The sequence below is a fragment of the Dyella humicola genome (genome assembly GCF_026283945.1).
Classification (GTDB): domain Bacteria; phylum Pseudomonadota; class Gammaproteobacteria; order Xanthomonadales; family Rhodanobacteraceae; genus Dyella; species Dyella humicola.
Genome location: NZ_JAPDPC010000001.1, coordinates 602323 through 615711, shown reverse-complemented (window position 1 = coordinate 615711; position 13389 = coordinate 602323). Strand labels below are relative to the sequence as shown.

Annotated in this window: 10 protein-coding genes; 4 read left to right on the top strand and 6 right to left on the bottom strand. The window is 63.7% G+C overall.

Features of this window, described 5'->3' with window-relative positions; genetic code table 11:
- Window positions 1-101 precede the first annotated feature (101 nt).
- Window positions 102-989: a LytTR family DNA-binding domain-containing protein gene (locus tag OUZ30_RS02570; protein ID WP_266180605.1), complete on the bottom strand. Its 888-nt coding sequence runs from the start codon at window positions 987-989 to the stop codon at window positions 102-104.
- 152 nt (window positions 990-1141) lie between these two features.
- Between OUZ30_RS02570 and OUZ30_RS02565 the strand changes: the two genes are divergently transcribed.
- On the top strand, window positions 1142-2371 hold the full coding sequence (locus tag OUZ30_RS02565; RefSeq protein WP_266180604.1) for an acyltransferase family protein: 1230 nt from the start codon (window positions 1142-1144) through the stop codon (window positions 2369-2371).
- Window positions 2372-2398: 27 nt separating this feature from the next.
- Here the strand turns inward: OUZ30_RS02565 and OUZ30_RS02560 are convergent, their stop codons facing one another.
- Window positions 2399-2701, bottom strand: coding sequence for a DUF3247 family protein (locus OUZ30_RS02560; protein ID WP_266180603.1), 303 nt, complete (start codon window positions 2699-2701; stop codon window positions 2399-2401).
- Between the two features lie 153 nt (window positions 2702-2854).
- Between OUZ30_RS02560 and OUZ30_RS02555 the strand changes: the two genes are divergently transcribed.
- The 3 genes from OUZ30_RS02555 to OUZ30_RS02545 all read left to right on the top strand — a co-directional run bounded on the left by OUZ30_RS02555 (window position 2855) and on the right by OUZ30_RS02545 (window position 5918).
- A complete protein-coding gene (locus OUZ30_RS02555) occupies window positions 2855-4126 on the top strand; it encodes an MFS transporter (protein WP_266180602.1) in 1272 nt (423 codons plus the stop codon).
- A 160-nt stretch (window positions 4127-4286) separates the two neighbouring features.
- On the top strand, window positions 4287-5480 hold the full coding sequence (ubiM, locus tag OUZ30_RS02550) for a 5-demethoxyubiquinol-8 5-hydroxylase UbiM (protein WP_266180601.1): 1194 nt from the start codon (window positions 4287-4289) through the stop codon (window positions 5478-5480).
- Window positions 5481-5585: 105 nt separating this feature from the next.
- On the top strand, window positions 5586-5918 hold the full coding sequence (locus tag OUZ30_RS02545) for a hypothetical protein (RefSeq protein ID WP_266180600.1): 333 nt from the start codon (window positions 5586-5588) through the stop codon (window positions 5916-5918).
- Window positions 5919-5994: 76 nt separating this feature from the next.
- On the opposite strand, the gene aceE is transcribed toward OUZ30_RS02545, so the two are convergent.
- The 4 genes from aceE to OUZ30_RS02525 all read right to left on the bottom strand — a co-directional run bounded on the left by aceE (window position 5995) and on the right by OUZ30_RS02525 (window position 13335).
- A complete protein-coding gene (aceE, locus tag OUZ30_RS02540) occupies window positions 5995-8688 on the bottom strand; it encodes a pyruvate dehydrogenase (acetyl-transferring), homodimeric type (RefSeq protein WP_266180599.1) in 2694 nt (897 codons plus the stop codon).
- A gap of 449 nt (window positions 8689-9137) precedes the next feature.
- Window positions 9138-11429 carry an NADP-dependent malic enzyme gene (locus OUZ30_RS02535; RefSeq protein ID WP_266180598.1) on the bottom strand — a complete coding sequence of 764 codons (2292 nt, stop codon included), beginning with the start codon at window positions 11427-11429 and terminating at the stop codon, window positions 9138-9140.
- Between the two features lie 155 nt (window positions 11430-11584).
- Window positions 11585-12859 carry a peptidase MATCAP family protein gene (locus OUZ30_RS02530; RefSeq protein WP_266180597.1) on the bottom strand — a complete coding sequence of 425 codons (1275 nt, stop codon included), beginning with the start codon at window positions 12857-12859 and terminating at the stop codon, window positions 11585-11587.
- On the bottom strand, window positions 12856-13335 hold the full coding sequence (locus OUZ30_RS02525; RefSeq protein ID WP_266180596.1) for a hypothetical protein: 480 nt from the start codon (window positions 13333-13335) through the stop codon (window positions 12856-12858). The genes OUZ30_RS02530 and OUZ30_RS02525 overlap by 4 nt, the downstream gene beginning before the upstream one ends.
- Between the last annotated feature and the right edge of the window lie 54 nt (window positions 13336-13389).

The window sequence follows — 13389 nt, the reverse complement described above, 5'->3', positions numbered from 1 at the left end:
GGAACGGATAACGGGCACGGTGCAACCGCCCTACGCATGCTCATCTTCAATAGCCGTGATCCCAGCGCAGAGCTGTCGGAATGGGTGGCCCAACAGCGCCCTTAGGCACTTATCGCCGCATCGCCGAAGCGTTCGCGCAACTGGCTGCGAAAACGGCGGCTGCAGGGCAGCCTGGCGCCATCACGCATGGTCAGGCGGGCATCACCCGTCTCCAGTGGCTCGATCTCCGCCAGATAATCGAAATTCACCAGGTAACTGCGATGAACACGCACAAAGCGCTGCGGATCGAGCCGCTCCTCAATGCCGCCCATGGTGGCGCGCAGCGGATAGTCGCGGCCACGCACATGCAGGTTCACGTAGTTGCCCGACGCCTGTAGCCATTCGATCTCGCGCGCGGCGATGAGGAACTCCTTGCCCAGCTTGCGCACCAGAAAACGTTCGGGCCGATCGATGGGCTCGACCGGCGGCCCTTCGTCCGGCTCGCTGAGAAGACTGGCCTCGCCCTGCAGACGTCGTACGACAAAGCCGTAGAACGAGATCATGCCGACGATCAGGAAGTAAGTGCGGATGTCCTTGAGATACTCATAACCCATCTCCCGCGGCCAGTTGCCGAAGTCGTAACGACTACCGGCGGCGGCATAGGCGAGCACGCGTAACCCGACCATCGCGAGGACGTGAGCCAGACTGAACGGGATGCTCAGCAGCAGGTGCACCTTGAGGCTATGCCGCCAGCTATCGAAGCGGAACGGCCAGCGCCGCGTCGCCGCCACCAGCAGGGGAATCAGGGCCAGCACCACCAGGCTGCTGCTGGCCTCCCAGATCCACGGCTCCAGGTCTGACACTTTGTGGCTGCGGTAGACGTTGTCGTACCACGACACCATGCCGTTGAAGATGGTGTTGGGGACGAACAAGGCAATCCAAAAGCCGACCTCGAAAGGCCGCCGCCAGCGCTGGAACTTCGGGTAATCGAAACCGGCCTGCTTGGTCATGGCCGGGATTCTACGTGGCCGCCGTGGATCACGTCGCCTTTCGTCACTTTCCGTCGGCCGTTCGTCCCTACTTCCATGCCATCAATCACTTAGCGCATGACCGGAGGCCGGGTTCGGCAGAGCATCCAGGCTCCCGCCATCGGAACCCAGCCATGAACCGCCGCCACGATATCGACGCCTTGCGCGTCCTCGCCTTCGGGCTGTTGATCCTCTTCCACCTGGGCATGCTCTACGTGGCCCCTGCCGATGACTGGAAGTTCCACCTCAAGAGCAGCTATCTGGCCGGCTGGCTGGAGTACCCCATGCTGGCTTCCGGCTTCTGGCGGATGGACCTGCTGTTCCTGATTTCGGGCATGGCCGTTCATTTCCTGAGGGGTCGCCAGCGCCTGCCTGCGTTGGCCTGGAAGCGGACGGTACGCCTGCTGTTGCCGTTGCTGTTCGGCATCGCTGTCGTGGTACCGATCCAGCCGTACGTACAGGGGGTGTCGAATGGTTTGGTCGCCCCCGGCTTCGGTACGTTCCTGCTGCGCTACTGGACCGGTGGTCCCTGGCCGGCCGGCGCGTTCGACGGCTGGCAGTACGGCTTCACCTGGAACCACCTGTGGTACCTGCCCTATGTGTGGCTGTACACGATGGGGCTGTTGATCCTGCTGCCGGTGCTGGAATCCGAGCGAGGACAACAACTGCTCGGCCGATGCCGCAGTGTGCGCGGCATCGCCTTGCTGGTGCTGCCGTCGCTGCCGCTGCTGGCTTACTACCTGCTGCTGGCTGCGCGCTTTCCGATCAACCATGCCGTGTATCAGGACTGGTATGCGCATGCCGGCTATGCCACGGTATTTTTCTACGGCTACGTGCTGGGCACCGACGCCGGGTTATGGCGCGAACTGGCTCGGCTGCGCCGCCACGCCTTGATGCTGGCGATCGGCTGTTTTGCGGTTCGCTATGTCATCGACCAGCTGGGCAACTGGGTCGACCTGAGCTGGCTGCCGCATCCGGTCCTTGTCACTGCCCGGCTGTGGGTGCAAGCGTTGCGCTTCATGTATGCCTGGACAGCGATCGCCGCTGTCCTAGGCTGGGGCCACCAGTATTTGAATCGTCCCTTCCGCTGGCTGCCTTATGCGCGTGAAGCGGTATTCCCCTGGTACATCCTGCATCAAAGCGTGTTGTTGGCCGTGGCTTATGGGCTCCTGCCACTGCGGCTCGGCCCGGTGCTGGAACCGACCCTGGTCTTGCTGGGCACGGTAGGCGGATGCGCGCTGTTGCATGAGTTCGCGATTCGACGCTCGCGCTGGCTGCGCCCGCTGTTCGGCCTGGACGCACGATCGCGCGTGCGCAGCCTGCGGCAGCCAGCGGCGCTGCCGAGCCAGGCGCAGAACGCCTAGTCGCGAATGCGGGCGAGACCTGGATGTTCAGGTCTCGCCACCCATGGAGCAGTCCCTGTGTTCGACATGGCGGATATCACTCAGCCAGACGAAACAACGCCAGTCCGGCGCATCGAGGCGCTCGAGCCGGACGACGCCGTTGACGCCCTCGTTCTCAGCGCCATCGCGGAACATCTGAACGTTGGGACGCGTGCACACGATGCCGTCATGGCGCGTGCCATCGTTGAGTTGCAGCACGACATGTCCATTCGCCGGCAGTTCGGCCACCAGGGCCTCCAGATGCCGGATCTGCGCGGGCGCGGTATACACGTGCTCGGCCAGCCTGCCCATGGCCCACCTCGATCGCTCGATATATGCGGCTTCACATTAGACCCGCCAGCGGCAAACCCAGGTCAAGGTTCGAGGACATCCGTGTGAATAGACGACGCTTTGCCGCCCGTCTGCAGCCACCGATAATGCGGGTAACCACGCAAGGACTACCGCATGCCCTCCCCTACCGCCACGGTCTCGGCAGATTCGCTGCGCTCGCACCCCGCATTCGTGCAGTTCTGGTTTACGCGCATCGCTTCCGGCTTTGGTTTCCAGATGCTGTCGGTGGCGGTGGGCTGGCAAATCTATGCGATCACCGGCCGTGCGCTGGATCTGGGCCTGATCGGCCTGGTGCAGTTCCTTCCCTCGGTGATGCTCGCATTGCCGGCTGGCCATGTAGCTGACCAGTTCGAGCGCCGTCGCATTGTTCTCCTGGGCTTGATCGTCGAGCTGCTGGCGATCGTGGCGCTCGCAGCGATCAGCCTGGCTCATCTCGCGCATGAGGTCGGCATCCTCGCGCTGGTGTTTGTGGTCAGCATTGCCAAGGCCTTCGAATTTCCCGCACTACAGTCGATGGTGCCGGCCCTGGTGCCGACGTCCGTGTTACCACGCGCGATGGCGGCCAGTGCGTCGGCCGGCCAGGCCGCCATGATCATGGGGCCGGCTGTTGGTGGCCTGCTTTATGTCGCCGGCCCAGGCACGGTATACGCCGTGTGCGGTGTGCTGTATCTCATCGCAGCCGTGTTGATGGGGCGCCTGCGTTACGAGCAGGCACCGCCGCGACGCGAACCGGCGACGTTGAAAACACTATTCGCGGGCGTGCACTTCATTCGCCAGCGCCCCGATGTGCTTGGGGTGATTTCACTCGATCTGTTTGCTGTTTTGCTGGGCGGCGCCACGGCCTTGCTGCCGATTTTTGCCAAGGACATCCTGCATACGGGTCCGTGGGGCCTGGGCTTGCTGCGTGCGGCGCCCGCCGTAGGGGCGTTGTTGATGTCGCTATGGCTTACGCGGCACAACATGGAGCGCCGCGTGGGGCCGATCATGTTCGCCTGCGTCGCAGGATTCGGCGTGGGTACGCTGGTATTTGCCGTTTCCACCACGCTATGGCTCTCGCTGGCCGCACTGTTCGCGCTCGGCGCATTCGACATGGTGAGCATGGTGATCCGCGGTGCACTCGTGCAGTTGGATACACCCGACGCGATGCGCGGCCGCGTGAGCGCGGTGAATGCGATCTTCATCAACACCTCCAACCAGCTCGGCGAGTTCGAATCCGGTCTGGTCGCGGCCTGGGTGGGTGCAGTGAATGCCACGCTTATAGGCGGCATCGGCACCCTGGTGGTGGTGGGACTGTGGATGGTGATGTTCCCAAGCTTGCGACGACGCCAACGGCTGCATGCCGGGCCCACCGGGCTGAGCGAACCTGCAGCTAGCCAGGGGCTCTGATCGAGTCGTTGCTTTATCAGGGTGACGAGCGCGAGTCGGCCATGGACGAGCCTCAGCACCGGCTTCGCCGCACCCGCTTGATACGCATCAAAGCGAACGCCGCATCGACCGCTAGCATGCCAAATCACTTTAGTGACCTACGGCGCAGCGGATCCATGACATGAATGTCGATATCGTCATCGTCGGGGCGGGTCCAGCCGGCCTTTGCTTCGCCAAGTCTCTCGCGGGCACAGGACTCAAGATCCTCGTTATCGAACGACAGTCGACCGAGGCCCTCCGCGACCCCGTGTTCGATGGACGCGAAATCGCGCTCACTCAGCGCTCTGTGCACATCCTGCGTGAACTCGGCTTGTGGGCACTACTCGATCCCGCGGACATTTCCCCACTGCAAAGTGCGCGCGTGCTCAATGGTCACTCCCTGCATGCCCTGATCGTGGCGCCGTCGGACAAGGACGATAAGGAACTCGGTTTCCTCGTGCCCAACGACCGCATCCGACGGGCGGCTTATGCCGCCACCGAACATGAGCCGGGCATTACGCTGATCAGCGACACGGCGGTATATTCCCTCACGCTGAGCGATAGCCAGCCCCGTTTGCAGCTGGCCGATGGCAGCGTGGTGACCGCTCGCCTGATCGTCGCTGCCGACAGTCGCTTCTCGCAGTTGCGCCGGGACGCGGGCATTGCTGCCGACATGCACGATTTCGGCAAGACGATGCTGGTATGCCGTGTGGCGCTAGAGAAACCTCACCAGCACCAAGCGCTGGAATGGTTCGATCATGGCCAGACACTCGCCCTGCTGCCTTTGCTGGGCAACGAGGCCTCGATCGTGCTCACCCTGCCCGGGCAGGCCATGAAATCCGTGATGGCCATGGACGAGCACCGGTTCAACGACGAGATCCGCCGCCGCTTCGACGGTCGCTTCGGGTCCATGCAGCTGACCAGCACCCGGCACGTCTATCCGCTGGTTGCCGTCTACGCACGTCGCTTCGTCGCACCATGTTTCGCACTGATTGGAGACGCTGCAGTCGGCATGCATCCGGTCACCGCACACGGCTTCAACCTGGGACTGCTTAGCGTGGAAACGCTGTCTTCGCAGATCCGGCAGGCGCTCGCCACGGGCCAGGACATGGCATCGGCACGTGTGCTTCGTCGTTATCAAGGCGCCCATCGCCTCGCCACCCTTCCGCTTTACCTGGCCACGCTGGCGATCGTGAAGCTCTTCACCAACGACCGACCGCCGATAAGGCTTGCACGTTCGGCGCTGCTGCGGGCCAGCCAGGCGCTACCCCCGTTCCGGCTCAGCCTGGCGCACATGTTGGCCGCCAGCGGCCGCGGACGCGGCTTGGTGCCTTGACCGCGCGCGGCAAACCTCTCCCCGCATGAACGAAAGAAGCGGCTGTTTACACATCAATCACGCCAGCGCTGGCAACTTGCAGGTTCTTACTGCAAGGAGGACGCCATGGCTCGGTCCCACGATATTGAAAACAGCGTCAACGGCGTCCGCGAGCGGGTGAGCGAACGCGTGCGTCACTACGCAGACGGCGTCTCCGATCGGGCTGATGACCTAATCGAACGTGGGCGCGAGGCACGCCGGCAATTCGGGCACCACCGCAATACCTACGCGCGCCGGATCGGCCATGCGGCCGAGGACTTCGCTGACGAGGCGAACTACCAATATCGCCGGTTGCGCCGACAGGTGTCCCGCCATCCGGTCGCCACCACGGCGATCGTGGCCGGCACGGTGGGCGCGTTCCTGCTCTTGCGCCATCTGTTTCGCGATCACAACGACTGAGCCATCCAGGGCGCACCACGCGCACAAAGAAAAACCCGCCTTTCGGCGGGTTTTTCATGACTGATCACAACAGCGTTCAGACCGTCTGCGGATTCGGCTTGTCCGGATCGAGCTTGTAGGTCTTGATGGCGCGGCTGACGTCCTTGGCGTTGACCTTGCCTTCCTTCGCCAGTGCGGCCAGTGCGGCGTGGGCGATCCAGTAGCGGTCGACCTCGAAGAACCCACGCAGGTTCGCACGCGTGTCTGAACGACCGAAACCGTCGGTGCCCAGCACGGTGTAGTGCATGCCGTCCGGCATGAACGCGCGGATCTGGTCCGAGTATTCACGCACGTAGTCGGTGGCGGCGATGGCCGGACCCTGACGGCCCTGCAGCAGGCCCGTCACATACGGCACGCGCTGCTCGGATTCCGGATGCAGGCGGTTCCAACGCTCGGCATCGAAACCATCGCGACGCAGTTCGCTGTAGCTGGGGCAGGACCAGATGTCGGCGGTGACGCCGAAGTCCTTCTCCAGCAGCTCGGCGGCGGCGATCACTTCACGCAGGATCGTGCCCGAACCCAGCAGCTGCACGCGCGGCTCGCCCTTCTTCGGCTTGCCGGCATCCTTGAACAGGTACATGCCCTTGATGATGCCTTCCTCGGCGCCCTTCGGCAGATCCGGGTGGCTGTAGTTCTCGTTCATCACGGTGAGGTAGTAGTACACATCCTCCTGCTCCTGCAGCATGCGACGCACGCCATCCTGCAGCACCACAGCGACTTCGTAGGAGAACGTCGGGTCGTACGACTTGCAGTTCGGGATCGCGCCGGCCAGCAAGTGCGAATGGCCGTCTTCATGCTGCAGGCCTTCACCATTGATGGTGGTGCGGCCGGCGGTGCCACCGATCAGGAAGCCACGCGCGCGCATGTCGCCTGCTGCCCAGGCCAGGTCGCCGATGCGCTGGAAACCGAACATGGAGTAGTAGACGAAGAACGGCAGCATCGGCTGGTTGCTGATGCTGTAGCTGGTGGCCGCGGCCATCCAGGCGGCCATGCCGCCGGCCTCGGAGATGCCTTCCTGCAGCACCTGGCCCTTCTGGTCTTCGCGGTAGTACAGCAGCTGGTCGGCGTCCTGCGGACGGTACTTCTGACCGAACGGCGCGTAGATGCCGATCTGGCGGAACATGCCTTCCATGCCGAAGGTGCGGGCTTCGTCGGCCACGATCGGCACCACGCGCTCACCGATCTGCTTGTCGCGCAGCAGCAGGTTCATGCCGCGCACCAGCGCCATGGTGGTGCTGATTTCGCGATCGCCGCTGCCCTTGGTGATCTGCTCGAACGCCGACAGGTCCGGCGCCTTGATCTTCACATCGGTGTGGCGACGACGCTGCGGCAGCGCACCGCCGAGCGCACGACGGCGCTCCAGCATGTACTGCACTTCCGGCGAATCCTTGCCCGGGTGGTAGTACGGCACGTCCTTGAGCTGGTCGTCCGGCACCGGGATATTGAAGCGGTCGCGGAAGTGGCGCACGGATTCTTCGTCCAGCTTCTTCTGCTGATGCGTGGGGTTCTGGGACTCGCCCGCCGCGCCCATGCCGTAGCCCTTCACGGTCTTGGCCAGGATCACCGTGGGCATGCCCTTGGTGTTCACCGCCTGATGGTAGGCCGCATAGACCTTATGCGGATCATGGCCGCCGCGATTGAGGCGCCAGATGTCGTCGTCCGACAGGTTGGCGACCATCTCGCGCGTTTCGGGATACTTGTTGAAGAAGTGCTCGCGCGTGTAGGCGCCACCGAAGGCCTTGCAGGCCTGGTACTCGCCATCGACGGTTTCCATCATCAACTTGCGCAGCACACCATTGGTGTCGCGCGCGAGGAGCGGATCCCAGTAGCTGCCCCAGACCACCTTGATGGCGTTCCAGCCGGCACCACGGAATACGCCTTCCAGTTCCTGGATGATCTTGCCGTTACCGCGCACCGGACCGTCCAGGCGCTGCAGGTTCGCATTGATCACGAAGACCAGGTTGTCCAGGCCTTCACGGCCAGCCAGCGAGATGGCGCCGAGCGACTCGGGCTCGTCGGTTTCGCCGTCGCCCATGAAGCACCAGATCTTGCGGTCGGTCTTGGGCATCAGGCCGCGGTGTTCCAGATACTTCCAGAACTGGGCCTGGTAGATCGCCTGGATCGGGCCCAGGCCCATCGACACCGTCGGCACCTGCCAGTAATCCGGCATCAGCCACGGGTGCGGGTACGAGGACAGACCTTTGCCATGGCCGGCCACTTCCATGCGGAACAGGTCGAGCTGCTCCTCGCTGATGCGGCCTTCGAGGAACGAGCGGGCATAGATGCCCGGGCTGGAGTGGCCCTGGTGGAACACCAGGTCGCCCGGATGATCGGCGCTCGGTGCGCGCCAGAAATGGTTGAAGCCCACGTCATAGAGCGTCGCCGACGAGGCGAAGCTGGCGATATGGCCACCCAGCTCACCCGGCTTGCGGTTGGCGCGCACGACCATGGCCATGGCGTTCCAGCGGACCAGCGTACGGATACGCCATTCCATCGCCGCATCGCCACTCATCTTGGCTTCGTTCGGCGGAGAAATCGTGTTGACGTATTCGGTGGTCGGGTTGAACGGCAGGTAGCCGCCAGCGCGACGCGTTGAATCGACCATCTTTTCCAGCAGGTAGTGCGCGCGCTCGGTGCCGTCATGACTGATGACTGCATCTAGCGATTCGAGCCACTCTTTGGTTTCGGTGGGGTCGAGGTCCTGGTGGAGGATGTCGTCGAGCTGATCCATGGGGAGCTTCTCTCCGCGGCGCCGGGGGTTGGCGCGGCTATAGGTGGATCGCCTCGCTATGCGAGAGGCGGGGAACCCTTCGAGTGTAGCTCCGGCGCGGTTTTTCGCCAATTGGATCGAGACAATACGGGGGCGAATGGGGTGGGCCTGTGGGTCCGGTGCGCGGGCCTGACGACTCGCACGCTGCCGTCACCCCGCCACGAGCTGGGATCGCATGACTTTCAAGGTGTTGAATATGTTGGGGTGACGATTCCTTTCGGTGCTCCGCAAGCTTGCCGCTTTGGCAGCGGGCGTTGCGCCGGCCTGCTCGAGCGCCGAGCCACCCGCCTTTACTCCTTCTCCCCGGAGGGGAGAAGGAGTAAGGGTCCGCGTCGCCGCTTGGCTTCAAGCCAAATGAAAACGGGCCACCAGGGCCCGTTTCCAACGCGCTAAAGCTGAAACACCGCCAATCAGCTGCGATTCTCGCCCTGCGCCGCACGAATCTGCGCATCCACCGCGGCAATCGCCGTCATGTTGACCACCCGGCGTGGTGTGGCCGCGGGAGTAAGGATATGCGCCGGCTTGTTGATACCCATCAGGATCGGGCCGATCGCCACGCCATCGGTCATCACACGCACCATGTTGTAGGTGATGTTGGCAGCATCGAGGTTCGGCATCACGAACAGGTTGGCGCGACCCTTCAACGTGGTGTTGGGGAAGATCCGGTGACGCAAGGCTTCGTCCCAGGCGGTATCGGCCTGCATTTCGCCGTCCATGTTGAGCTTGGGCATGCGCGCCATGAGGATCTCGCGCACCTTGCGCATCTTCGCCGCGCTCGGATTGTCGTGGCTGCCGTAGTTCGAGTGCGAAAGAATCGCCACCTTTGGCTCGATGCCAAACAGCTTCAGGCGGTAGGTCGCCTGCATGGTCGCCTCGGCGATCTGCTCGGCCGTGGGGTCACACTGCACGTGGGTGTCGAGGAAGAACCACGCGCCCTGGTCGTTGATCACGCCCGTCATGGCCGAGGTGCACTGCACGCCCGGATCCAGGCCGAACACGCTGCGCATGTAGCCCAGTTTCTTGTGGAAGCGACCGACCAGGCCACTGATCATCGCATCCGCTTCGCCACGTTCGACCATCAGCGAAGCAATCAAGGTGGGGCGCGAACGCAACAGGTTCTTGGCCGCCGCCGGGGTCACGCCGCGACGCTCGGTCAGCGCGTGGTATTGCTGCCAGTAATCGTTGAAACGCGGATCGTCGTTGATATTGGTGAGTTCGAAATCGACGCCTTCGCGCATGCGCAGGCCGAGGCGCTCGATACGCGCCTCGATCACGTCCGGGCGGCCGATCAGGATCGGGAACGCCAGGCGCTCATCGATCACCGTCTGCACGGCGCGCAAGACGGTTTCTTCCTCGCCTTCGGCGTAGACCACACGCTTGAGGTCGGCGCGCGCGCGCTCGTACACCGGCTTCATCAGCAAGCCGGTTCGGTAGATGAACTGGCCGAGCTTCTCGAGGTACGCCTCCATGTCCACGATCGGACGCGTGGCGACGCCCGACTCCATCGCCGCCAGGGCAACGGCCGGGGCCAGCACCACCAGCAGGCGCGGATCGAACGGACGCGGAATCAGGTAGTCCGGACCGAAGGTCGGAATGTCCCCACCATAGGCGCTGGCGAGGTCGCCAGCTTCCATGCGAGCCAGCTGCGCAATCGCGCGCACGCAGGCGAGCTTCATCGCCTCGTTGATGCCGGTGGCGCCGACATCGAGTGCGCCGCGGAAGATGTACGGGAAGCACAGCGCGTTGTTGACCTGGTTCGGATAGTCCGAACGGCCCGTGGCGATGATGCAGTCCGGGCGCACGCGCTTGGCGTCTTCCGGAGAGATTTCGGGGTTCGGGTTGGCCAGCGCCAGGATGATCGGTCGCTCAGCCATCGTGACGACCATCTCGGGCTTGAGAATGCCGCCGGCGGAAAGACCGAGGAAGACATCGGCACCGTCGACGATCTCGGCCAGCGTGCGCTTGTCGGTGTTGCGTGCGTAGCGCTGCTTGTCCGGGTCCAGGTGGTCGCGTCCGCTGTAAAGCACGCCCTCACGGTCGTAGGCCAGGATGTGTTCGGGCTTGACGCCCAGCGCCACCAGCATGTCCAGGCAGGCGATACCGGCGGCGCCGACACCGGTGGTCGCCAGCTTCACGTCCTCGATCTTCTTGCCGACCACTTCCAGCGCATTGAGCACCGCGGCGCCCACGATGATGGCGGTGCCGTGCTGGTCGTCGTGGAAGACCGGGATCTTCATGCGCTCGCGCAGCTTGCGCTCGACGATGAAACACTCCGGCGCCTTGATGTCTTCCAGATTGATGCCGCCGAACGTCGGCTCCAGCGAGGCGATGATGTCGACCAGCTTGTCCGGGTCGCGCTCGTTGATTTCGAGGTCGAACACATCAATGCCCGCGAACTTCTGGAACAGCACGCCCTTGCCTTCCATCACCGGCTTGCCGGCGAGCGGGCCAATATCGCCCAGACCCAACACCGCCGTACCGTTGGTGATCACTGCGACGAGGTTGCCGCGCGCGGTCATCTCGCTGGCCGCATTGGGATCCTCGACGATCGCTTCGCAGGCATAGGCCACGCCGGGCGAATAAGCCAGGGCGAGGTCGCGCTGGGTCACCATGGGTTTGGTCGCGGAGACCTTGATCTTGCCCGGGCGCGGAAGGCGGTGGTACTCGAGCGCAGCTAGACGAAGTTCTTCAGTGAGTGCCATGGGATGCGAGGACTGAGGTGATGGGGAATGTGGGCCGGCAAGCGGCATCGCTGAATGGTAACACTGGCGGCCAGCCAAGCCCGACGATGCGCGCACGCATGGCGAGGTCGCTGTTCACCCAGAAAGGGCCGTTCTTCATTCCAACATGCCCGCCCCTAAAGACTCAGTGAAATCGTCTCCGCCTGCACCTTGCCCATGTGGATGCGGTTGACGAACAACGAGAACGCCAGCTTGCCCGCGAGGCCGTGCACGTGCTGCATCCACGGCGGCAACCAGCGCGGAGGCAAGATCGCGCCGGTTTCGAAGTGCGGCTCCAGGCTGATGACGTCATGCAGTGCGAGCTTGCCGGCGAACAAATGACGCAGCATGTCCATGCGCCGTTGCTTGAGTGCCCAACGGAAAAACGTGTGCACGGCGAGCAGCCCGGACAGGTAGACATTGTCCTTGGCAAAAGCCGCGCCGCCCGTAAGCGGCACGCCGCGAAATACGCGCTGCGCCGAATGGAAGCTGTCGGCCGGACTCTGTCCGCAACTGCAGAAGAACCGATAGACCTCGACGAAATCGGCACCGCTCAGCGCCATGTCGATGGCGAGAATGCGCAGGCTGATGCGCTTGAGCCGCGAGATGTCGATGGCGCCGGACATCAGTTCGGCGAACACGGCGAGCCCTTCCTGTGTCGCGGTGACGCGTGGCGAGGTGCGACCCAGCGAAGCGAGCACCGGTTGGGCGCGGCCATTGAGGGCCGTCAGCGAATGCACAAAGGCCTCGTGCGCCAGCAGCTGATGGCGGTCGTACTCGTTGAAGCAAGTGCCTCCGCGCAGGCGGATGCGGGTCGCGCCTGCCGCGGCCTTGGCGGTGAGCTCGGGGTCCACTTCCACGGCGATCACGCCTGCGCCGAAAAAGTCATCGAGCGTGTGGGCCAGGTCATCGCGCAGCGTGTCGGCGGGGATACTCACGGTGATATCGTCCGCCAGCAGGTCCGAGCCCAGCTCGTCGGACAGCTCCACGAAGTAACGGGCGGCATCCAGGTTGCTGCGATCACTGCCGGGAATGGCGTCGCCCGGCCGGCCGTACAGCACGATCGAAGGTGCCGTGACGCCGTTGGTGCCCACCGCCTCGAGCATTTCCGCCGCGATGCGCCAGGATTCCGCGGTGCGCGACAGGTATTCGCCCAGCGGGTCGTCGTAGCCGGCCTCGCGCTCGATCGCGACCAGCTCTGCGCGTTCCACCGAAAGATCCGGCCGCTGATAGCTGACCTCGGGCAGGCTGAACTGGCCTCTGCTGTAGGCCGCGATCATGCGGTCCTCCAGCGACGCCGGCCACGACACCGTGGACAGGATACGCATGCCTTTGACTGCCGCCAGCAGGCGCTGATCCAGCTCGGCGTAACGCCGCAGTTCGGGGGCCACGTTGGCGGGGTTCACACTCATGCGGATCTCTGGCGAAGGGCATCGATCCGATCGATCAGATCGGCGGCCACCGGGTCGGTTTTGAAGGCACTAAGGAAGCCGCGCGGACTGTTCGGCATGAAGGTGATTTCCTTGCCCCAGCGCGCAGACTCGGTACGCAGCATCAGGGTGACGCGGCGCGGGTTGGTCATGCTGGTGGCATTGACGTTGATCACGTCGCGCAAAGGGATGCGGGACGACTCGCCGCGGCTCTTGATCAGCAGGTAGTCGCCATCCAGCCAGACTTCATCGACCAGATCGAAGACCAGCTTGCGCATCAACACAAAACCGAAGATGGCCATGGCGACGGGGCCAATCAGGAAAGGCGCCAGATCCGCTCGTTGCGGGGCGCGGCTCAGCCCCAACGAAGTCAACACGATGACGGTCAGAAATCCGAACCAGAACACGGGGAATACCCGCTTATAGAAAAACGTGGAAGGCGACGAAAGCCGCTGCATGCCTGCACCCCGGACCAAGACAGCCCGATAGTAGTGCTTTCCGGGCCAACCGCC